Below are 21,876 nucleotides of genomic sequence, written 5' to 3'. Positions count from 1 at the left end.
GTTTTTGTTATTTGATAGAGTTTTGGAGCGTTGTAAATGAAGACCCCAGTTTACCTAGATAATTCTGCTACAACACCGGTAGATCCAAGGGTTGCTGAAAAAATGATGACTTGCTTAACGCAAGATGGCAATTTTGGTAATCCAGCGTCCCGCTCTCATCTTTTTGGTTGGCGTGCAGAAGAAGCGGTCGAAGAAGCTAGGTTACAAGTGGCGAATCTTATTAATGCGGACTCTCGTGAAATCGTTTGGACATCAGGCGCGACCGAAGCAAATAATCTTGCGTTAAAAGGCATTGCTTATGCCTATCGCCAAAAAGGTCGTCATATCATTACTTCTATGATTGAGCACAAAGCTGTACTTGATCCTTGCAAACAGTTGGAAAAAGAGGGCTTTGAAGTAACTTATCTTCAGCCTGATGAGCATGGTGTTATTTCTCCTGATCAAGTGGCTGAGGCTCTACAAGAAGATACAATTCTTGTGTCCTTGATGCACGGCAATAATGAATTAGGAGTTTTGACGGACATCGCTGCCATTGGTGAAATGACATCTTCTCGCCGTATTTTCTTGCATGTGGATGCTGCTCAAACAACAGGTAAGGTTACAATTGATGTCAATGCTATGAAGGTCGATTTAATGTCTCTTACTGCACACAAGACTTATGGGCCAAAAGGTATTGGTGCTTTGTATGTTCGACGTTCGCCAAAAATCAAATTAGAAGCACAGATTCATGGTGGTGGACACGAGCGCGGTATGCGTTCAGGCACATTGGCGACACACCAAATTGTTGGTATGGGAGAGGCGTATCGCATTGCAGCGGAAGATATGCAGGAAGATTGCATCCGTATTAAAGCATTGCGTGAGCGTTTATTGTCCTCTCTAAATGAGTTGCCTGGTGTTCATTTAAATGGTGACTCAGAAAACCGTGTTGCTGGTGTGATTAATGTTGGCTTTGCTGATGTAGATGGCGAAGTCCTCTTGATGTCATTAAGTGATGTTGCGGTTTCTTCTGGTTCTGCTTGTACATCGGCTAGCTTAGAGCCGTCTTATGTATTACGTGCGGTTGGCTTAAATGATGAATTGGCTCATAGCTCTTTACGTCTTTCTGTTGGGCGTTTTACTTCAGAAGAAGAGATAGATTTTGCCGCTGAGACGATTAAAACTGCTGTCTCCAAGTTGAGATCTCTAAAGTAAAAAGGATAAAAGAAGTTTTTATGTTGTAAGACGTAAATAATCTTGTTTTGAGCATACAATTTTAATCAATTGGTGCGTATAATCCACGCGCTAAACTTTTATGTCCTGGGTCATGGCTTTTATGGCATATCACTATGCTAGTCATCGCCCTTTAAAATCTAATTTGGAGTTATATCATGGCGTTAGAACGTACTCTATCTATCATTAAGCCTGATGCTGTTGCGAAAAACGTAATTGGCGAAATTTACACTCGTTTTGAGCGTGCTGGTTTTAAAATTGTTGAAGCAAAAATGATTCAACTGGATGACGAATTGGCTGGCGGTTTTTACGCTGAGCACAAAGAGCGTCCATTCTACAAAGACTTAGTTGCTTTCATGACGTCTGGTTCTGTTGTTGTTTCTGTTCTTGAAGGTGAAGGCGCTGTTCTTCGTCACCGTGAACTAATGGGTGCAACTAACCCTAAAGAAGCGGCTGCTGGTACTTTGCGTGCAGATTACGCAGCATCTATCGATGCTAATGCTGTTCACGGTTCTGATTCTCTTGAATCTGCAGCTCGTGAAATTGCTTATTTCTTCGGTAAGTAATTGATCGGTAGGGTTTATCGCCTATCCGAAATAGAGAAGGCGGACGTTAGTCCGCCTTTTTGCAGAGGCTTCTGAAAAGACATTCTCTTTTCAGAAGCTTTTTTCGTTTAAATTTAATGCTAAAACATAGCAAGCGATACTGATTATGACTGACACAAAAAAAGTAAACCTATTGGGTTTATCTCCAGATAAATTGATTGAATTCTTTGAGTCGATCGGTGAAAAGAAATTCAGAGCGACTCAAGTGCTCAAATGGATTCACCAAAAAGGCGCAGAGAGCTTTGATGAGATGACGGATGTCAGCAAGGCGCTGCGTGCAAAACTAGAGACAATTTCTGAGATTCGTGGCCCTGAGGTGGTTTCTCAAAACATCTCCAAAGATGGAACTCGTAAATGGATTATTCGTACGGATGGGGGGAAGAACGACTGTGTTGAAACGGTTTTGATTCCAGATGGCGACCGTGCGACTTTGTGTGTGTCTTCTCAGGTTGGTTGTTCACTAGATTGCAGCTTTTGTTCGACAGGCAAGCAGGGTTTTAACCGTAACCTGACTCCCGCTGAAATTATTGGCCAAGTTTCGATCGCCATTAAGTCTTTTGGTCCGATGGATCCCAATGGCCCTCGCCGAGTGACGAATGTCGTGATGATGGGAATGGGCGAACCTTTGATGAATTTCGAGCCAGTTGTTGATTCAATGATCTTGATGATGCATGACCACGCTTATGGGTTGTCTAAGCGCCGAGTGACGTTAAGTACCTCTGGTGTTGTCCCTAAAATCTATGAATTAGTGAAACGCACAGATGTGTCTTTGGCTATTTCTTTGCATGCTCCAACCAACGAGTTACGTAACGTATTGGTGCCAATCAATAAGAAATATCCAATCGTTGAGTTACTTGAGTCTTGTCAACATTATTTGGCTAACTTGCCAGATAAGCGACACATTACCATTGAATATACAATGATGTCTGGCGTGAATGACAATGAAGAGCAAGCTTACCAATTGACTGAATTGCTCAAAGATTTAGAGTGTAAGATTAATCTCATACCATTCAATCCATTTCCGCATTCTGGTTATGAAAAACCGTCGAATAATCGTGTTCGTCGCTTTCAGAAAATATTGGCTGATGCTGGCTACACTGTCACGGTTAGGACGACACGTGGTGATGATATCGATGCCGCTTGTGGTCAATTGGTTGGCGATTTTCATGACAAAACACGCCGTAGTCAAAAATACATTGAGTTGCGAGAGATAAATAGCTAATTTATAAAGTTAAATTATTGAATACATGACAAGGATGTCAGTATGCGCATATTTCGATTACTTTTTTTATTGTGCTGTTTCTTCAGTGTTTCTTGTGCTTATCAACCTGTTTTACCTGATTCTCCTCCTGCGTCTGTAGAAAAAAGACTGTTACTTGCTCAAGCGCATTTGCTATTGGGACAGGTTGGAATGGCTAAAAATCAATTAGATCAGATTGATGATCTTGATCAAGGTCGTGATTATTGGCGATTGGTTAGCTTGTATTGGTTGAGTGTTAGTGAGTATGACGTGGCTTTTTCTGCTCATCAAAGTGCTTTGGAAAAATACCCAAACGATAGTTTTATTTTGAACAATTATGGTGTGCTGCTGGGGCAGAAAAGAAACTGGACAGAAGCATGTAAGGTGTTTTTGAAAGCCAGTGAAAATACTTTCGTAGCACGCCAATCTGTGCAAATTAACCTTTCTCGATGTGCATTGCGTCAAAATCACGTAAATTTGGCTGAGACCTACTTAAAACAAGCAAAAGAAATTGAGGAATTGCCACTTATTGGTTTGATGACAGAGCTCAATCTTGTTTTAATACGGGGTAATATTATCGAAGCTCGAACAATCCTTAACAATATCCAATCTGGTGATGGAATTACCAGCGGATCGGTTCATTTTGATGAGTACAACTGTCTGTCGTGGCAATTAAATGCACACGGGTTTGACCCTACAAAGTACCCGTCGACGAGTATTTATACATGCCTGAATGGCTCAAGGTATTAAAATGACAACTGATGTTCCTGAAAGTAAAAAAAATTTAGAAGCGACAAATAATCCAGAGAATACCAATAACATTGAAACAACAAATAATATGGATGTCATCGGTACAAATAGCAACATTACAACAGATGAGAAAATAGATACTTTGAACGATACAGACGCAACAGAAAGCGACCTTACTATTGGTCAAACCTTAAAAGCCAAAAGAACAGAGTTAGGGCTTACAGAACAAGATATAGCGACAAGTTTAAAAATCTCCCTTGATCAAGTAAAAGCACTTGAAGCCAACAATTTTGACCACTTCCTTTCCGTTGCTTTTGCTCGCGGTTTCTTAAAAAGCTATTGTCGAGTTGTTGGTCTTAATCAAATGGAAATTTTAGATGTTTTTGATAGTAATCGAGACAATAAAGAGTCAACAATCAAACCTGTCGATAAAGTAAACACGCAAACCCATTTGGGCGATCCTATCGTCACCTTTATCTCGGTTGTTATCGTCGCGGTTTTGGTGTTCCTCGTTTTTTGGTGGCCGTCAGAATCTGCACAATCTGTTATTGCAGATGAAAACCCTATAAATGAAACTGCCGAAATAGCGCAAGCAGAAGAGCCTCTTCTTAATTCTGATACTTTTCAGTCTAGTGTGCAAAATGAAGGCGACGTGACAGAGCCTGTTCTTACTCCTGATGCTTCTCAGTCTAGTGTGCAAAATGAAGGTGACGTGACAGAGTCTGTTCTTACTCCTGATACTTCTCAGTCTAGTGTGCAAAATGAAGGTGACGTGACAGAGTCTGTTCTTACTCCTGATACTTCTCAGTCTAGTGTGCAAAATGAAGGTGGTGTGGCAGAGGCTGATGATACTGCTAACTCTGCACCTAGTACACTTGTTGAAGTAGCGAGTGAATCTGAGAGTAATGTGGTTACTGGTTTGTTTCCTGAGACTGTTGCTATTCTCAAAGATGCAGGTGTTAGTCCAGATAAAGTGGTTAAGGCAACTCAAGTTGTTCCTGCTCCAGAACCTGTAGGAGAGAAACCATCAACACCAACTTATACGCATGATGTTGATATTGCATTTGCGAAAGATTGCTGGACAGAAATACGTGACGCAAGTGGAAGAATTTTGTTTTCTGGTGTGAAAACAGCAGGCCAAACTTTGAAATTATCTGGCAATGCTCCTTATCGTGTCGTGCTAGGCTACGCAAGAGGCGTTTCATCTTTGAAATATAAGGGTGAGGAATTCGCATTTTCTTCTTTTATTCGTCAAGATTTGGCTCGTTTTGAGCTCAAGTAGAGATTCTTATGCATTTTGAGTCACCTATAAAGCGTCGTCATTCTCGTCAGATTATGGTTGGGAATGTGCCGGTTGGCGGTGGTGCGCCAATCAGCGTTCAAAGTATGACAAATACGGAAACCTGTGATGTCGATGCAACTGTGGCACAAATACGTGCCATTGCAGACGCTGGGGCAGACATAGTTCGTGTTTCGGTTCCATCAATGGATGCCGCAGAAGCTTTTAAGAAAATACGTGAATCTGTTTCCGTTCCCTTGGTTGCAGATATCCATTTCGACTATAAGATTGCTTTGAAAGTGGCAGAGTACGGAGTGGATTGCTTACGTATTAACCCAGGTAATATTGGTAATAAAGATCGAGTTCGTTCTGTTGTTGATTGTGCTCGTGATAAGAATATTCCTATTCGGATTGGCGTAAATGCTGGTTCCTTGGAAAAGGACTTGCAGAAAAAGTATGGTGAACCGACCCCTGATGCATTGGTTGAATCGGCTTTTCGTCAAATTCAGTATTTTGATGAGTTAGATTTTCATGAATATAAATTAAGTTTAAAAGCGTCTGATATTTTCATGACAGTTGAAGCATACCGTAAAATTGCAAGCCAAATAGATAACCCATTGCACTTGGGGATCACGGAAGCAGGTGGTTTACGCTCAGGAACAGTAAAATCTTCTATTGGACTTGGTTTGTTGCTAATGGATGGTATCGGTGACACTTTAAGGGTTTCACTTGCTGCTGATCCTGTTCAAGAAATAAAAGTTGGGTGGGATATGTTGCGCAGCTTAAAGTTACGTAATCGCGGTATTAATTTTATTGCTTGCCCAAGCTGCTCTCGCCAAAATTTTGATGTGATTAAAACCATGAATCAATTGGAAGAGCGTCTGGAGGATGTTGTGATCCCTATGGACGTTGCTGTTATTGGTTGTGTTGTTAACGGTCCAGGTGAAGCAAAAGAGGCTGATATCGGTCTGGCTGGTGGTTCTCCCAATAATCTCATTTATCAAGATGGTAAGCCGAATAGCAAAACCAAAAATGAAACCTTGGTTGATGATTTAGAAAAAATGATTCGTGATAAGGCAGCCCTAAAAGAGCAGGAATTAGCCAACATCATTGTAAAAAATTAAGGATCCATAGTGGCTCGAAAAATTCAAGCGATTAGAGGAATGAACGACATTCTTCCTGGTCAATCTTCTGTTTGGCTATATTTAGAAAAAACAGTAGCCGACGTTGTTAAATCTTATGGTTATCAACAAATTCGTTTTCCTATTGTTGAAAGCACTGATTTATTTAAACGTGGTGTGGGTGAGACAACCGACATCGTAGAAAAAGAGATGTATACCTTTGAAGATCGTAATGGTGAGTCTTTAACCTTACGTCCAGAAGGTACGGCCAGCTGTGTACGTGCAGCTGATCAAGCCGGATTATTATTTAATCAAGTGCAGCGTTTATGGTACACAGGGCCAATGTTTCGTTATGAGCGCCCACAAAAAGGTCGTTATCGTCAATTTCATCAGATCGGTGTTGAAGCTTTTGGTATAAGCTCGGCTGATATCGATGCAGAGTTGATTATCTTGTCTGCTCGGTTATGGCAGAAATTAGGGCTTCTTGAGCACGTTGAATTGCAGTTGAACAGCATTGGTTTGGCTTCTGAGCGTGAAGCTTTTAAGGCTGCATTGGTTGAATATTTAACTGAGTTCAAAGATCAATTAGATGAAGACAGCCAACGTCGATTGACCACTAATCCATTGAGAATTTTGGACTCTAAGGACGAGTCAACGCAATCCGTTTTACAAGATGCACCAAACCTTGAAGACTTTATTGGTGAAGAATCTCAAGCGCATTTTGAGCGCCTACAAGCGATTCTAAAAGCCAATGATATTTCTTATGTCATTAACCACCGCCTTGTTCGTGGTTTGGATTATTACGGTAAGACAGTATTTGAATGGGTGACAACCCATCTTGGTGCGCAAGCGACTGTATGTGCTGGCGGTCGCTATGATGGCCTTGTTGAACAATTGGGTGGTAAGGCGACACCAGGTGTTGGCTTTGCGATGGGAATAGAGCGACTGATTCTATTGCTTGAAACGCTGGACTTGATTCCTGCTGCAGCAAAATTCTCAACAGATATCTTTATTGTCAGCATGGGGGACAATGCCGAACTAGCTTCTTTTGTATTGGCTGAGAAGCTACGTGAAACGGATTCAGGTTATGTTGTTTTACGTCATTGTGGCGGCGGAAACTTTAAGAATCAGATGAAAAAAGCGGATCGCTCAGAAGCACGATTGACCTTAATTATTGGGCAAGATGAAGTGGATCAAGGTGTTTGCCAAGTAAAAGATATGTTAACTGGTGAACAGGAAACTTGCGCGTTTGATGATGTGGTTTCATACATCAACAGCAAATTATAATGTGATTTAACAGAGTGTCGCTTTGTGAATCGGCGACGCCTTGAATGAGGAAGTAGATGTGTCTGAATTAAAGACTGAAGAAGAACAAATTGAAGCCTTTAAAGCATGGTGGAAGAAAAACGGTGTTATGCTAATTGCCGCTGTTGCTGTTATTGCAGGTGGTTATTTTGGTTTTCAGGCTTGGAAAAACAACCAAGCGAATTACACAAGTGAAGCATCGGCTCTATATCAGAATTTGGTGCAAGCAGCCGCTGACTTAAGTGATGAAGACAATAAGCAAACTGTTACTTTTATTGCTAAACAGCTTACTGAAGATTACGGTGACACTGGTTACGCTTCATTTGGTCAGTTGTTTTTGGCGCGAGTAGCGGTTGAAAATGGTCAATATGATGAAGCGATCGCTGCATTAGATCATGCGATTGCTAGCACAGATGATGCTTCTTTTATTGCGATTGTACATCTCCGTGCAGCTCGTCTACTGCTTCAGAAAGAAGATTACACAGGTGCTATGGCGAGAGCAGAAAAAGTATCGGAAGAAGAATTTGTTGTTCAACAACAAGAACTTATTGGAGATATTTACTTGGCTCAAGACAAGCGTGATGATGCTCGAATTGCTTATGAAAAAGCAAGCGAAGCATTGTCTGCAGGTGTAAATCATCCTTTGCTTGATATTAAACTTCAGGACTTGGTGAAAGGCTAAATATGAATAAGTCTCTTTTGTTTGCCCTTCTATTTGCTGTGTTAGTGATTCAAGGTTGCTCTAATGCTCGCCCAGCATTAGAAAAGCTCCCTAAAATGGAAAATAAAGTTGGTTTCAAAAAAACTTGGCGAAAAGGTGTTGATGGTAACTTCGGTGAGTCTAGCGAACGCTTTAATCTTGTTGCTGAAGATGGCTCATTATACTTCGCAACAGATGAAGGAAGTCTTTATGAGTTAGGGCAAGAAAAGGGAAACAAAATACGCGTTATTCCTACGGAATACACACCAAGTGCTGGTGTTACACGTAATGGAGATATTTTGTATTTTGGTACTTACGATGCTCAATTAGTCGCTATTTCTCTAGAAAGCCGCTCTGTATTATGGGAAAAGAAACTAAGTTCAGAAGTGTTGTCGGAAGTAGCTTATGCAGCTGGAAAACTTGCGGTACAAACTTCGGATGGCTGGTTAAGCGTTTTAGACGCTGGGACAGGTGATATACTCTGGCGCGCTAAAGAAGATTTGCCGCCCTTAACTGTGCGTGGTACAAGTGCTCCTATTATTGAGGAAGGTAAAGTAATCGCTGGCTTTGCTGATGGTAAGTTAAACGCCTATTCTTTACAGAGTGGTGTCTTGATTTGGTCTTATGAAGTTGGTAAACCTGAAGGCCGTTATGAAATTGAGCGATTGAGCGACTTAGATGGCCGTTTAGTTGTAAAAGATGGTGTTGTTTATGCTATTGCTTATAATGGCACGTTAGCGGCTTTATCTATTGATACTGGTCGTCCTTTATGGCAAAGAAGTATTGCTAGCTCTGTAGGCCTTGCTTTGAAAGATGAGCTACTTGCTGTCGTCGATATGAAAAGTAATGTTTTTCTTTTAAACGCCAAAAATGGTTCAGAAATTTGGGAAAACACAACACTTCTCGACCGAGACTTAATTTCTCCAGAATTTTATCGTGACTATGTTGCTGTAATGGATCGAGCTGGTTATGTGCACTTGCTTGACGTAACAATTGGTGACGTTATTGCATACAAATTAGCAGATGATGACGTTCCACCAGGTAGTCGTATGGTAGCAGATGGTGAACTGTTATTTATTCTTACGCCGGATTCTAATGTGACGGCGCTGAGCTATTGAGATTGTTTTAATCTTTTTTAGCGATTTTTTAAGAGGCTACCATTCCAAAAGGGATGGTGGCCACTTTGTATTTTTATAGGTAAAAAAATGATTCCAGTAATTGCATTGGTAGGTAGACCCAATGTTGGCAAATCTACGCTTTTTAATCAATTAACTCGATCTCGTGACGCCTTGGTAGCTGATTACCCAGGGCTTACGAGAGACCGTAAGTATGGTGACGGGAAGATTGGAGAGCACGAGTTTATTGTTATTGATACTGGTGGTATCAGTGGTGATGAGCAAGGTATTGATGAAAAAATGGCGCGTCAGTCATTGCTAGCCATTGAAGAAGCCGATGCCGTTTTATTCTTAGTTGATGGACGACATGGTTTGAACCCTGCAGATGAAATGATTGCAAATCATTTACGTCGATCTAATAAGCCAGTTTCGCTAGTGGTTAACAAAACCGACGGTATTAATGAAGATATTGCCTTGGCTGACTTTTATTCGTTAGGTCTTGGTGAGCTACACCCAATTGCTGCCTCTCATGGTAAGGGTGTTCATATCCTGATTGATAAGGTTATGTTGCCATTTGCTGAAAAAGTTGCAGAAGCAAAAAAACAGATTAATCTAGAGTCTCGTGGTATTCGCATCGGTGTGGTTGGACGACCAAATGTAGGTAAATCTACTTTGGTGAATCGCATGCTGGGTGAAGACCGTGTTGTTGTGTATGACATGCCAGGTACAACTCGTGACAGTGTTTACATTCCTTATGTACGCCATGATCAAGAGTACACTTTAATTGATACGGCGGGCGTACGTCGTCGTAAACATGTTAAAGAAGCCGTTGAAAAATTCTCGATTGTTAAAACGCTTCAAGCCATTCAAGATGCCAATGTTGTTATTGTGGTTATTGATTCCCATGAAGACTTGGTTGAACAAGATTTGCATATGATCGGCTATGTATTGGATGCTGGCCGAGGTGTGATTCTGGCGATTAATAAATGGGATGGCTTACAAAAAGATGAACGTGAACACATTAAGAGTGAAGTTGAACGTCGTTTAGGTTTTGTTCCTTATGCAAAAGTACATTACATCTCAGCTTTGCACGGAACGGGTGTTGGTGACTTGTATGACACAATTCAAAGTACTTACGAGTCTTGCTATTCTAAGTGGTCGACTAACCGCTTAACACGCATATTGGAAGATTCGGTTTCTGAGCATCAGCCGCCAATGGTAAATGGTCGTCGAATCAAACTAAGATACGCGCACCAAGGTGGATCTAACCCACCACGTATTGTTGTTCATGGTAATCAGACGAATTCATTACCTGGCAGTTATAAGCGTTATCTCGAAAATAAATTTAGAACCGTACTGAATATAACAGGTACGCCTATTATTTTTGAGTTTAAGTCTTCTGAAAACCCCTTTGCCCCGAAGAAATAGCATTTCTTTTTGCAATTAGGTTCATGATACTAAGTCCCTGAGCACTTTCTATAATGAAAGTTCTTGGGGATTTTTTTTATGTTGAATATCATCACTTTCATATCTTAAATAAGGGTAAGGAATAGCGGTATTGCAATGTTTGACACTTTGAGAAGATGTAGGATTGTTTCAGGATAAAGACAGTAACAATCATGTTATTACGCCGTGCGGTGTCGTATTTTTTGTACCCTTTCAATAGAATCTTAGCTTCATTAGTTGAGGTTTTTTATGTTTATTCTCCGCAGTCTTTTTTATCTTTTTGGTATTGCTGGTATTGCTCAGCTTGTTTCTTTAGAGGGCTATCGTGCATTGGCTCTTGCTCAATACAGTGAACACTCATTGACAGAATACATGCAAGACGTGATGGCGCTTCTGAGCTGTATCTTGTTTTTCTATGCGTCACGCTTAGACGATAAGCTTCATATTGTGTCTGTGCTTCTTGCGGCTTTGTTAGGCATGATGTTTGTCCGTGAATCAGATGCTTTATTAGATCAATATGTCTTTGATGGTGCTTGGCAGGTGATTGTTTTATTGATTCTTGCCTGTGTGGTTACTTTCTTGCGAGGTAAGCTTTCTAAGGCTTATGCTTCGTTAACTGAATATTCGTTGCAGGCGAGCGCGGGGGTTTTTCTGGCAGGTTTTGTTACTTTATTAGCTTTTTCAAGATTAATGGGGCGTTCATCTTTTTGGCAATCCGTAATGGGTGATTCCTATATACGAGTTGTCAAAAATATAGTGGAAGAGGGGATTGAGACCTTTGGATATAGTTTGGTTTTAATATCAGCTGTTGAGCTTGTGTTGGCTTGTTTGAAGCGCAAAAAATACTCACTTGCGGCTACGCCCCGTTTCTTTTCACCAGAGCAAAAAAATACTTCATGCTGCTAAAGCATGAAGTATTTTTATTCCATTAAGTGCTTATTTAACGGGATTTGATTTTTGGTTTACGGCGTTTAGTTGTATTGCCCTTTGTCGGCGTACCTGATGCTTTACCTGTTGCCGCTGTTGTATTGTTATTTCTTTTTGCTCGTGCTTTTTCGTTAGCAGCATTTTTCGCCATTGTTGGGCGATTAGACATATGAGAAGCGCCTGTTGTTTGTCCCGGTTTGGCGTTTTTAGGACGACGAGGTGTTTGAATATCTTTATCTGCTGATGGTACCAACTTATTAGCACCATTACCGATTAAGTCTGCACGTCCCATGTGAATGAGAGTATTACGCAGATCCTTCCAATTATTTGCATCGTGATAACGTAAGAAGCCTTTTTGCACCGTGCGCTGTTTTGCGTCCTTCGGTGTATAAACATTTTCACTCTTGTAAGTTACCGGCTTAAGTGGGTTTTTTCCGGAATGATACATAGCGGTCGCAAGAGACATAGGCGATGGGTAGAAGGTTTGAACCTGATCTGGTTTAAAATCATTTGTTTTTAACCAAAGAGCAAGGTTCATCATATCCGTATCTGAGCTGCCTGGATGAGCCGCAATGAAATAAGGGATCAAATGTTGCTTTTTACCCGCTTCTTTAGAGTACTTATCAAACATGCGTTTAAAGCGGTCGTATGTTCCCATTCCCGGTTTCATCATTTTTGATAATGTGTCGGTTTCTGAATGCTCAGGCGCGATTTTTAGTAAACCGCCCACATGATGCGTCACCAATTCACGAACGTATTCAGGGTCTTCTACCGCAAGGTCGTAGCGTAAGCCTGAGGCAATAGACACGGTATGAATGCCTTCAACGGCACGTGTTTTACGATACAAGTCTGTTGTCGGGCTGTGGTCGGTATTTAAATTCGAGCAAATCGTTGGGTAGACACAGGATAGCTTACGGCAAGACGCTTGAACCTCGTCGTCGTTACAGTTCAAGGTGTACATGTTTGACGTTGGGCCACCAAGGTCTGAAATATGGCCAGTGAACCCCGGTACTTTGGCTTTTATGTCTTCAATTTCGTTTAAGATGGATTCGTGAGAGCGGGATTGAATCACGCGGCCTTCGTGTTCTGTGATAGAGCAAAAAGTACAACCACCGAAACAACCACGCATAATATTGATCGATGTTTTGATCATGTCATAAGCGGGAATTCGCGCTTTCTTATATTTAGGGTGTGGAACGCGCGCATAGGGAAAATCAAACACGCCATCCATTTCTGGTGTTTCCAATGGAATAGGTGGCGGATTTACCCAAATTTCTTTTTTACCGTGTTTCTGAATCAAGGCACGTGCATTATGTGGGTTAGATTCAAGGTGCAAAATACGCGATGTATGAGCGTATAAAACAGGGTCTTTAGAGACTTTTTCAAAAGAAGGCAGACGAATATAAGTTTTTTCTGGGTCAAGTTTTTGCCCGCGACGTAAAGGCGCAGGAATGACTCGAATCGGCATTACATCCGATTCTTCCTCTTTGGTTTGGCACTTGCCTTCAGGAATGTATTCGTAAGGGCTGTAAATTTGGTCCACTTTGCCCGGCCAATCCACTCGTGTTGAATCGATCTCTGTAAAACCGCCCGGTGGCGTATCACGAACAATGGTTGTGCCACGAATGCTGGTTAACTCATTCATGGTTTTGCCCATGGCGATTTCATGAGTGACGTCGATAATAGCGCGTTCGGCGTTACCGTAAAGCAAGATGTCTGCAGTGGAATCAATCAACACTGAGCGTCGAACTTCGTTGCTCCAGTAATCGTATTGGGCGATACGGCGTAAGCTGGCTTCGATGCCTCCGATCATAACCGGCACATCTTGAAACGCCTCTTTACAGCGTTGAGAATACACTATGACGGCACGATCTGGGCGTTTACCACCTGCACCATAAGGCGTGTAAGCATCGTCGTTTCGGACTTTTAAGTCGGCTGTGTAGCGATTGATCATGGAATCCATATTTCCAGCGGTGACGCCAAAATACAAATTCGGTCGACCAAGACGCATAAAATCGTCAGTGTTACGCCAATCTGGCTGATCAATAATCCCGACGCGATAGCCTTGTGCTTCCAATAAACGACCTAATACCGCCATGCCGAAGCTTGGGTGATCCACATAAGCGTCGCCTGTAACGATAATAACGTCACAACTGTCCCAGCCAAGCGCGTCCATTTCTTCACGTGTAGTAGGAAGGAAAGGTGAAACACCGTAGCACTCAGCCCAATACAGTGGGTAAGAAAAAAGTTGCTTGGCGGTTTTATGTCGTTTAATCATCATTCGCTCTTGGTATCGGCACAGCAATCACATTATAAGTAATCGTTATGGGAATACAGGGTTAAATCGCTAAAAAATTGTGGCGCATTATCCCAGAAAAAGACCTTTGTAGACAGGCTTAATATAAATACCTGTTTGGCAGTCATATCGTGGTCTGTTTTATTCGTTTTTAAGTGGGATGTGCCACGCACTTTCTTCAAAAAAAGTATAGCCTTGCTCTGTGTATCTTGGGTTTGTCTGCGCTAAATCTTCACAAGCAATCTTTTGAATTTGGTTTCCCCATAAGCTTTTCACTTCAGAGTCTTCAAGAGAAAAGGGCGGTGTGTTTTTATCGCCGTCATATCTTAAGGAAATTACTAATACAAACGCATGTGGGGATAAGCGAGCGACAGTATGTTCGACATAATTTACTCGCTTTGAACTTGGCATGGCAACCATTGCTGCTCGGTCGTAACAGGCGTCAAATCCGCTTTCTTTGAAGCGAAAAAAATCGCCTTCGATGATACGTAACGGGAGTTCTTTGACTGTGTATATTTTTAGCTCGTCTTCTTGATGTGTCTCATAGGTAAAATCGTTGTCACCAAGGAATTGAATCACCGCGAGAGACGACAGTTCCACCCCAGTTACGTGGTAACCTTGTTCAGCCAACCAAATCAAATCGTTTGATTTCCCACATAAAGGCACAAGCACGCGGCTGTTTTTAGGTAACGCCGGCCAGAACTCAATCAGTTTTGAATCAACGCCTTCTTGATGAAAGCCAATGCGGCCTGTTTGCCATCGATCTAACCAAAAGTCATTAGTAATCACGGTAACCTCATATAAGAAAATAGGTGATGAAGTAAAGGGCCTTTTGATAAGACTCATCCCAGTATAGACTTAGACAATATTTTTAAGCCATTTTCTGGCTATTTTTACATATCAATTACTTCATTTTAAGTGTGGTTTTATTATGTCTTTAGACAATGCGCCAGCCCATGTTCAATTGGCTGTGGATCTTATTGAATTGCTTGAAATAAATAACGTAGACAATGCTGTTGCTGTTAAAGCATTGGAATTGGTTTTGGCTGATTGTAAGGTAAAGTTAGAGGTAGAAGTGCAAAAATGAAGAGGGAGAGAGGAATCGACCATATTACATAAAATATGGTCGATTGGTTTTATCTTGGATTAGATTTTAAATGTAGCAGCTTTTACTTCATATTCTTTAATAACCTTATAGATCTCCTCGCTACTCTTAGCAAGGTTAATCATATTTTCAGCGAGCAACTGAATGTCTTGAGCATTTTCATTAATGGACTCACTAATAGCGGTCATAACATGGTCTTGTTCAAGCGTTTCTTTTGCAATGTCTTGGCTGATTTCTGCAACTTCACTAACACTTTTCGCTCTTTCGGAAAGTCCTTGAGAAATTTCATGCGTGTGCTCAACGCTGATTGATGTTCTTTCTTTACTGGACTCCATTGAGTTAACAGTCTTATCAACACTTGTATTGAGATTGGCTAATACTTTTTCTATCTCATCTGTTGATTCACTAGAGCGTTGGGCTAATGTTCTTACTTCATCAGCTACAACAGCAAATCCTCGGCCAGTTTCACCTGCGCGTGCAGCTTCAATAGCCGCATTTAAAGCGAGTAGGTTGGTTTGCTCGGAAATACTTCTAATAGACTGCAGAAGCTGAGTGATGGCCTCAACATCCTCTGTTAGCATCTGTAAAGAATCAGAGCTCGATGTTGTGTCCTTTGCTAGTAGTTTCATGTCTTCCATAATGGTTAAGGCATGTTTACTGTCTTTAATTGTGTCTTGTTCTAAAGTGTGGACAATATCTGAAGAGTTTGTGGTGTTTTCAGTAACTACTTTCATAGACTGAGCCACTTGCTCAGAAGCTGCTGCCACTTCTTGAGAGCGGTGCTTGCTAGACTCGACACTTGTGCTAGCTTCCTTGCTGATTTCATGAATTTTGTTACTTGTATTTACTAAAACCCTAGCAATTTCTTGATAGTCTGCGAATAAACTAGAAAGCTTTTCTAGTAGACTATTTAATGAAACTTCAGCAGGAGACTTAGCGTCTTTTATGCGAATAGATAAGTCATTATTGCTTGATATTTTTTCAACGGCAGAGGCAATGTTGATATTAGCAGAGGACTCTTTTCTCATTAAGTAGGCCATGTAGCAAAGAACGCCAGCTTCGGCAATGGCGAATACACAGTGGACGATCATAAGCCCCATATTGTGATGGCCAGAAAATAGCATAATTGGCATATCACCAATATGAACGCCTGCCATCTGAACATACATGAAACCAATATGATAAACAGCCGTTGTGAGAAGGGCTGCGATAATTGGTTGCCATTTTTGATAAATTAGGAAAACCACCATAGAAGCAAAAATATGGAAATGCATTTCAACTAATCCTAATTGACTCTGGATTAATGAAGAGGACACCAGCATCATTAATATGCCAGCTATGATGGAAAAAGTGAGCGTTCCTTTGAATAAGCTATAAGCCGCTTGAGTGGCGACAACTAAAAGACCTGATGCGACTAATGTAAAGGAAAAAAGCTTTTCTCCAATTAAACCACTCGATAATAAAACAAGGGTTTGAGCCATTAAGATTTTATAAATGAATAGGTCATTTTTTAATGTCCGACTTTGGCTTTTCATCTGCTTTTTTACCTCTTGAGAATTTGTTTATTCCTAGAATATGAGTGTTTCTTTCTTTAGTTTTTGCGAGAGAACCTATTTTAATCGCTATATATTTTACCTTTAAAAGAGCATTTGTTTTGTGTTTTTTTGAAACGATCATTGGAGTTAAGGGGACTTTTAGGAAAATCAAAAAAACGAATGGGCTTTAAAGGCATGTAAAAGTCTAGAGTTTATTCGTATTGCGGTAAATCAACTAAAGGCACCTCCAAACCAACTACTCACTTTGCCGCGTTTGGCTTGGCTCGCATTTTCGGGGAATTCGTTTTGTGTTGAGTGTGCTACCACAGTAAATTTAAAACAGTTCAGCCTGAGAGTCTTGCCTGGCAGCATATATTAGGGCAAGGCGCCTCTGGCGTTATTTCTCAAGCGGCTTGGAAAAAATGTTTATGCTTTTCCTGAGTCTGTGGCGGTTAAAGTCTTTAAAGGTGAAGTCACCAGCGACGGTTACTCAGAAGACGAGCTGGATGCTTGTTTTGCCGTGGAAGATGACAATAGTTTAGTCAAACCTTTGGCTAAAATTGCCGAGCCAAATTGTTCGGCTTTAGTAATGGAGCGTATTTCAGAAGACTACACAAACCTTGATCAACCACTGAGCTTTGTTACTTGCGCGCGAGACACTTTGATCTATTGGTTGAGCACTTTCAAAACAAAAAAGTGAATCACGGTGATTTATACACGCACAACGCTGTAATAAACCAAAGTGAGCTCCTACTTTTCAGCGACTTTGGTGCCGCTTCTAAATATGAAAATCTTACGGAAGCGCAACAACAAGGCATCGAAACAAATCGAGCAACAGGCCGTGAGACTTTTATAGTCGACATGCTTAGTTTGTGTCACGAAAGAGACAAAGGAGGTGAAGCTTATCAGGCATTGAAAGAAAGAGTGCTTGAATGAAGATAAAACGATCAGCGTAAAAACAGTATCATTTTAAACCTTCCTCCTTAAGCTTAAAGAGGAAGGAACTAGACTCAATTTTTACAAGTGAAAGCCCTTAAAGCAGAGCTTTGGCTTTCTCCGTTAATTGAATCGCTTGATCGCATGCATTAGCAAGTTCGGCTCCTTTCTTCACAAAATGACGACTAAAGTAATCTTTGTGTTCATCATGCTCATGAAAGTTATGAGGTGTTAAAACAGCGGTTAAAACTGGCACTTCAGTTTCTAACTGTACTTGCATAAGTGCATTACAAACTGTTTGCGCAACGAAGTCGTGACGATAAATACCGCCATCTACCACTAATGCGCTGGCTGCAATAGCAGCATATTGGTCGCTTTTTGCCAATAGCTTTGCTTGTAGGGGAATTTCATAAGCACCGGGTAAAGGAATGACATCAATAAGTGATGCATCGTATCCGCGAGAAATTAACTCATCTTTGAAACTGTTAACGCAATTTAATACGATCTCTTCATGCCAAGCTGCATGCAGTATCGCAATACGTTTTGTTGCTGGTGTGAAATCAATGTGATTCGTTGAGCTCTGATTCATTTTAAAATCCTATAAATATAAGGTGAATCAGGGCGAACGGGCAGGCAAAAACACCATATAAATGGCATACCTTACTACAGCGACGTAAGAATACGACTCTGTTATAGGTTTTGTCTGACACGCTCTCTATCATCCGGACTATAACCGTCGGCTCTGGAGTCTCACCAGATCTGCTGACCCTTTAAACTATTGAAATATCAATGATGTAAAGGCGCTCGCGGGCTTAGATATTACATTTACATGTTATCTTCACCGCCGGTGGGGAGTTTCACCCCGCCCCGAGAACGAAATCGGAATTTTCCGATGGGCTGAATATACTTTTATTTGTTGCATTATGTCAAAGTAAGATAAGGAGTAAATGTGATGGAATTTAGGAAACATTTGGACTGAAAGTTAAAACAGCAACAAAAAGTTACTTATTCCTACTTATAGAGTACACATTTCAAAAGTATCGTCGATATAAGATAGATAAAGCAGCCATTCATGCTTAAATGCACTATATGGGACAAAGGGTTAATGCAAGTAAGGAGTTCTACATTATGATGTCTTTTATCTTATTTTTACGCAGCACATTGATTGCTTCTATGCTGTTTTTTGTGGTGGCTTGTTCTTCCGTTAATAACGAGAAGGTTATTGAGGAAGAAATTTATGAGATTGAGGATGTGGTGCAAACAAACGCTGCTGTTTATTCCTGCGATGATCAGTTGCTGAATGTTTACTTTCATGGTGAGCAAGCAGAATTAATATGGGAAAACAAAACTCACTTATTGAATCATGCTGTGAGTGCGTCAGGATCTTCTTTCCTAGGAGAGTCTTTGTCCTTTGTCATTCAAAATGAAAAAGCAGTGTTAAGCACAAAAAGCGTAAAAGAGATTCAATGTCGTTTGTTGCAGGTTGATTCTTAATCGGCTTTTACCTGAACATCTCTCACTTAAAATTCCAGCCTTTTCATCTCGTTAAACGTCCAATCCGTGTACAATATCGCCATTCGCGCAGGTTGCGCTTTGTTATATGTAGAGAATGAATGAGCAAGTTATTTGTAATGGGCATGGGACCCGGTGATTTAGGTTTGGTTGCGCCGAATGCAACCAAAGCATTAACCGCCTGTAGTGACTGGGTCGCTTATGGTTACTATTTAGAGTTACTGGGTGAGTTAAGTGACGGCAAAACCTTCCATGATTTGCCGTTAGGCGAAGAAATCGGTCGAGCGCGTTTGGCACTTACGCTTGCGGCACAAGGTAAAAATACGGCGCTGATCTCCAGTGGCGATATTGGCATTTATGCTATGGCGACCTTGGTGTTTGAATTATTAGACTTGCAGCTTCAAGGCAAAGAAAATCACCCAGAGTGGCTCGATGTCGAGATTGAAGTGATTCCGGGTATTTCCGCGATGCAAGCGGGCGCAAGCCGAGTCGGCGCGATGTTGGGCCACGACTTCTGTACGATCTCTTTATCGGACTTATTAACCCCTTGGGAAACCATAGACAAACGCCTTCATGCTTGTGGCATGGGCGATTTTGTTGTGTCTTTTTATAATCCTGTTTCTAAAAAACGCGATTGGCAATTGAATCACGCCCGTGATGTCTTATTGCAATATCGTCCTGCAAGCACGCCTGTGATGATTGGCCGTCAATTAACCAGACCAGAAGAAGACATTAGGTTTACGACACTGGGAGAATTAGACGCCAAAGACGTGGACATGTTTACCATGGTAAGTGTGGGGAATTCAGATTCCAAACACATAGTAAATGGCGAGAAAGAATGGATTTACACTCCTCGCGGCTATTCGAAAAAACTCTAGGAAATCCATCGCACACTGAATGAGTAATAATACATGACAGTCTATTTTATTGGTGCAGGGCCGGGTGATCCTGACTTAATGACAGTGAAAGCCGTGAAAACCATCGAACGCTGCGCAGTCATTTTATACGCGGGTTCTTTGATTCCAACGCAAGTGATTGACAGTGTTCGTGGTACGGCGGAAGCCATTTACGATACCGCTGAAATGAACCTAGAGGAAACCACCGCTGTCATCGAACAAGCCGCGAAAGAGGGCAAAGATATTGCGCGTTTGCAGTCTGGCGATCCTGCTTTGTACGGCGCCATTGGCGAACAGATTCGTCGCTTGGAAGCGCTCGATATTGACTATGAAGTGATTCCGGGGGTTAGCGCCGTGGCGGCTTCTGCGGCCTTATTGAAAAAAGAGCTGACACTGTCTGGCGTATCGCAAACGGTCATTATGACGCGCTATGAAGGCAAAACTCCGTTTCCAGAGCGTGAACGTTTGCCCGCGTTGGCACAAAGTGGCGCGACCTTGGCCATTCATTTAGGCATCACACGCATTCATAAAATCGTTGAAGAACTGATTCCCCATTATGGCGAAGATTGCCCTGTGGCGGTATGTTATCGAACGAGTTGGCCAGATCAAGATTATGTGGTTGGTACCTTGGCGGACATCGTCGCGAAAGTCCGTGAGAAAAAATTCACTCGCACCAGCTTGATTCTAGTCGGAAAAGTACTGGATACCGACGATTTCGCAGACTCTTATTTATACGATAAAGGGCAAGCGCATATCTTCAGAAAAATACATAAACCTAAAAACAAAAACGCCAAAGAGCAGGGTTAATCATGCAACTTAATAAAATTCCAACAACCATCGTAACTGGCTTTTTAGGAAGCGGTAAAACCACCTTATTGTCTAATGTGTTAAAGCAAGCCGAAGGCAAACGCATCGCGGTCATTGTAAATGAATTTGGTGAACTGGACATAGATTCAGAGTTGCTTCGTTCTTGCCCTTTGGATTGTGACGACGAGCAAGAAAGCGGCCAACGCAGTGACGATGGCTTTTATGAGCTGGCGAACGGTTGTATTTGTTGCACGGTTGAAGAAGAGTTTTTACCTGTGATGGAACAGCTGGTGGCGCGTCGTGACGACATCGATCACATCTTAATTGAAACCAGCGGTTTGGCATTACCTAAGCCTTTGGTGCAAGCCTTTAATTGGCCGGGCATTAAAGAACATTGCACAGTGGATGCGGTGATTACCGTGGTAGATGGCGCAGCCGTTGCGGCCGGTCGTTTCGCTCACGATGAAGATAAAGTACAGGCTCAGCGAGAAGCAGACGATAGCCTTGATCATGACCCAAGTTTGCAAGAGTTATTGGATGATCAGCTAAGCGCCGCGGATCTTGTGGTGGTGACGAAAAACGATTTATTGGACAACGATGCTCGCACACGAGTGCAAAGCATCATTCATCACGAAGTGCCAAAAAGCGTGAAGACCACTTACATTGAAAATGGCGAAGTGGCGCTGGATGCTTTGTTAGGCATCGACGCTGCGACAGAAAGTCGAATTGACGACGTGCACAATCATCATGACCATCATCACGCTCACGGCGAACATCACGATCACGCCCACGACCATTTTGATTCTTTTGTGGTGAGCCTTGGTGAAGTGCAATCTGACTTATTGCAAGAAACCCTTTCTCAGTTGTTGGAAGAGCATAATATCTTCCGTATCAAAGGGTTTGCCGCCGTTCATGGCAAACCAATGCGACAAGTCTTTCAAGCGGTTGGTAAACGTTTAGACCGTTATTTCGATCGTTTATGGCAAACCGATGAAATTCGCCAAACGCAATTGGTGTTCATTGGTAAAGGCATTTCAAAAACGCAAATTGAAGGCATTCTAAACGATGCTTTGAGTGCTTGATCTGTTCATT

22 protein-coding genes and 1 riboswitch are annotated in these 21,876 nt (G+C 41.7%); of the genes, 18 read left to right on the top strand and 4 right to left on the bottom strand.

The features are described from left to right. Nucleotides 1-36: 36 nt before the first annotated feature. The 11 genes from ABFY09_RS01545 to ABFY09_RS01495 all read left to right on the top strand — a co-directional run bounded on the left by ABFY09_RS01545 (nucleotide 37) and on the right by ABFY09_RS01495 (nucleotide 11,676). Nucleotides 37-1,191: an IscS subfamily cysteine desulfurase gene (locus tag ABFY09_RS01545; protein ID WP_347982533.1), complete on the top strand. Its 1,155-nt coding sequence runs from the start codon at nucleotides 37-39 to the stop codon at nucleotides 1,189-1,191. Nucleotides 1,192-1,367: 176 nt separating this feature from the next. Beyond that, nucleotides 1,368-1,775: a nucleoside-diphosphate kinase gene (gene ndk / locus ABFY09_RS01540; RefSeq protein WP_347982532.1), complete on the top strand. Its 408-nt coding sequence runs from the start codon at nucleotides 1,368-1,370 to the stop codon at nucleotides 1,773-1,775. Nucleotides 1,776-1,920: 145 nt separating this feature from the next. After that, complete coding sequence (rlmN, locus tag ABFY09_RS01535; protein WP_347982531.1) at nucleotides 1,921-3,036, top strand: 23S rRNA (adenine(2503)-C(2))-methyltransferase RlmN; 1,116 nt, start codon at nucleotides 1,921-1,923, stop codon at nucleotides 3,034-3,036. A 42-nt stretch (nucleotides 3,037-3,078) separates the two neighbouring features. After that, a complete protein-coding gene (locus tag ABFY09_RS01530; protein ID WP_347982530.1) occupies nucleotides 3,079-3,804 on the top strand; it encodes a hypothetical protein in 726 nt (241 codons plus the stop codon). Between the two features lies 1 nt (nucleotide 3,805). Then, nucleotides 3,806-5,086: a RodZ domain-containing protein gene (locus ABFY09_RS01525; RefSeq protein ID WP_347982529.1), complete on the top strand. Its 1,281-nt coding sequence runs from the start codon at nucleotides 3,806-3,808 to the stop codon at nucleotides 5,084-5,086. A gap of 8 nt (nucleotides 5,087-5,094) precedes the next feature. Continuing rightward, nucleotides 5,095-6,207 (top strand): flavodoxin-dependent (E)-4-hydroxy-3-methylbut-2-enyl-diphosphate synthase, encoded by a 1,113-nt coding sequence (ispG, locus tag ABFY09_RS01520; RefSeq protein ID WP_347982528.1) that lies wholly within the window; start codon nucleotides 5,095-5,097, stop codon nucleotides 6,205-6,207. A 9-nt stretch (nucleotides 6,208-6,216) separates the two neighbouring features. Then, nucleotides 6,217-7,491: a histidine--tRNA ligase gene (hisS, locus tag ABFY09_RS01515; RefSeq protein WP_347982527.1), complete on the top strand. Its 1,275-nt coding sequence runs from the start codon at nucleotides 6,217-6,219 to the stop codon at nucleotides 7,489-7,491. A 58-nt stretch (nucleotides 7,492-7,549) separates the two neighbouring features. Beyond that, nucleotides 7,550-8,191 (top strand): tetratricopeptide repeat protein, encoded by a 642-nt coding sequence (locus ABFY09_RS01510; protein ID WP_347982526.1) that lies wholly within the window; start codon nucleotides 7,550-7,552, stop codon nucleotides 8,189-8,191. A gap of 2 nt (nucleotides 8,192-8,193) precedes the next feature. Next, nucleotides 8,194-9,327 carry an outer membrane protein assembly factor BamB gene (bamB, locus tag ABFY09_RS01505; protein ID WP_347982525.1) on the top strand — a complete coding sequence of 378 codons (1,134 nt, stop codon included), beginning with the start codon at nucleotides 8,194-8,196 and terminating at the stop codon, nucleotides 9,325-9,327. Between the two features lie 87 nt (nucleotides 9,328-9,414). Beyond that, on the top strand, nucleotides 9,415-10,752 hold the full coding sequence (gene der, locus ABFY09_RS01500; RefSeq protein ID WP_347982524.1) for a ribosome biogenesis GTPase Der: 1,338 nt from the start codon (nucleotides 9,415-9,417) through the stop codon (nucleotides 10,750-10,752). 267 nt (nucleotides 10,753-11,019) lie between these two features. Then, the gene (locus ABFY09_RS01495; RefSeq protein ID WP_347982523.1) at nucleotides 11,020-11,676 is read left to right on the top strand and encodes a hypothetical protein; all 657 of its coding nucleotides are present in this window, start codon (nucleotides 11,020-11,022) and stop codon (nucleotides 11,674-11,676) included. Nucleotides 11,677-11,710: 34 nt separating this feature from the next. On the opposite strand, the gene ABFY09_RS01490 is transcribed toward ABFY09_RS01495, so the two are convergent. Together ABFY09_RS01490 and ABFY09_RS01485 are read right to left on the bottom strand one after the other, a co-directional pair. After that, nucleotides 11,711-13,975 (bottom strand): YgiQ family radical SAM protein, encoded by a 2,265-nt coding sequence (locus ABFY09_RS01490; RefSeq protein ID WP_347982550.1) that lies wholly within the window; start codon nucleotides 13,973-13,975, stop codon nucleotides 11,711-11,713. A gap of 159 nt (nucleotides 13,976-14,134) precedes the next feature. Beyond that, nucleotides 14,135-14,782: a thiopurine S-methyltransferase gene (locus ABFY09_RS01485; protein WP_347982522.1), complete on the bottom strand. Its 648-nt coding sequence runs from the start codon at nucleotides 14,780-14,782 to the stop codon at nucleotides 14,135-14,137. Between the two features lie 142 nt (nucleotides 14,783-14,924). Here ABFY09_RS01485 and ABFY09_RS01480 point away from each other — a divergent pair, with 142 nt between their 5' ends. Beyond that, nucleotides 14,925-15,080 carry a DUF2496 domain-containing protein gene (locus ABFY09_RS01480; RefSeq protein WP_347982521.1) on the top strand — a complete coding sequence of 52 codons (156 nt, stop codon included), beginning with the start codon at nucleotides 14,925-14,927 and terminating at the stop codon, nucleotides 15,078-15,080. A 59-nt stretch (nucleotides 15,081-15,139) separates the two neighbouring features. On the opposite strand, the gene ABFY09_RS01475 is transcribed toward ABFY09_RS01480, so the two are convergent. After that, the gene (locus ABFY09_RS01475) at nucleotides 15,140-16,633 is read right to left on the bottom strand and encodes a methyl-accepting chemotaxis protein (protein ID WP_347982520.1); all 1,494 of its coding nucleotides are present in this window, start codon (nucleotides 16,631-16,633) and stop codon (nucleotides 15,140-15,142) included. 445 nt (nucleotides 16,634-17,078) lie between these two features. Between ABFY09_RS01475 and ABFY09_RS01470 the strand changes: the two genes are divergently transcribed. Together ABFY09_RS01470 and ABFY09_RS01465 are read left to right on the top strand one after the other, a co-directional pair. Beyond that, on the top strand, nucleotides 17,079-17,333 hold the full coding sequence (locus ABFY09_RS01470; protein WP_347982519.1) for a hypothetical protein: 255 nt from the start codon (nucleotides 17,079-17,081) through the stop codon (nucleotides 17,331-17,333). After that, the gene (locus ABFY09_RS01465) at nucleotides 17,330-17,569 is read left to right on the top strand and encodes a hypothetical protein (protein ID WP_347982518.1); all 240 of its coding nucleotides are present in this window, start codon (nucleotides 17,330-17,332) and stop codon (nucleotides 17,567-17,569) included. Before ABFY09_RS01470 ends, ABFY09_RS01465 begins: the two co-directional genes overlap by 4 nt. A gap of 97 nt (nucleotides 17,570-17,666) precedes the next feature. Here the strand turns inward: ABFY09_RS01465 and ABFY09_RS01460 are convergent, their stop codons facing one another. Beyond that, the gene (locus ABFY09_RS01460; RefSeq protein ID WP_347982517.1) at nucleotides 17,667-18,158 is read right to left on the bottom strand and encodes a 6,7-dimethyl-8-ribityllumazine synthase; all 492 of its coding nucleotides are present in this window, start codon (nucleotides 18,156-18,158) and stop codon (nucleotides 17,667-17,669) included. A 117-nt stretch (nucleotides 18,159-18,275) separates the two neighbouring features. Beyond that, nucleotides 18,276-18,448: riboswitch (FMN riboswitch) on the bottom strand. A 249-nt stretch (nucleotides 18,449-18,697) separates the two neighbouring features. Between ABFY09_RS01460 and ABFY09_RS01455 the strand changes: the two genes are divergently transcribed. From ABFY09_RS01455 to cobW, 4 genes are all read left to right on the top strand, one after another. After that, nucleotides 18,698-19,063, top strand: coding sequence for an MliC family protein (locus tag ABFY09_RS01455; protein WP_347982516.1), 366 nt, complete (start codon nucleotides 18,698-18,700; stop codon nucleotides 19,061-19,063). A gap of 119 nt (nucleotides 19,064-19,182) precedes the next feature. Then, on the top strand, nucleotides 19,183-19,959 hold the full coding sequence (gene cobJ / locus ABFY09_RS01450) for a precorrin-3B C(17)-methyltransferase (RefSeq protein ID WP_347982515.1): 777 nt from the start codon (nucleotides 19,183-19,185) through the stop codon (nucleotides 19,957-19,959). Nucleotides 19,960-19,992: 33 nt separating this feature from the next. Further along, a complete protein-coding gene (gene cobM / locus ABFY09_RS01445; protein ID WP_347982514.1) occupies nucleotides 19,993-20,784 on the top strand; it encodes a precorrin-4 C(11)-methyltransferase in 792 nt (263 codons plus the stop codon). 2 nt (nucleotides 20,785-20,786) lie between these two features. Next, complete coding sequence (cobW, locus tag ABFY09_RS01440; protein WP_347982513.1) at nucleotides 20,787-21,866, top strand: cobalamin biosynthesis protein CobW; 1,080 nt, start codon at nucleotides 20,787-20,789, stop codon at nucleotides 21,864-21,866. Nucleotides 21,867-21,876 lie beyond the last annotated feature (10 nt).

Origin of the sequence: Marinomonas sp. 5E14-1 (assembly GCF_039939215.1) — a bacterium.
Taxonomy (GTDB): Bacteria; Pseudomonadota; Gammaproteobacteria; order Pseudomonadales; family Marinomonadaceae; genus Marinomonas.
This window is presented reverse-complemented; position numbering and strand designations above follow the sequence as displayed.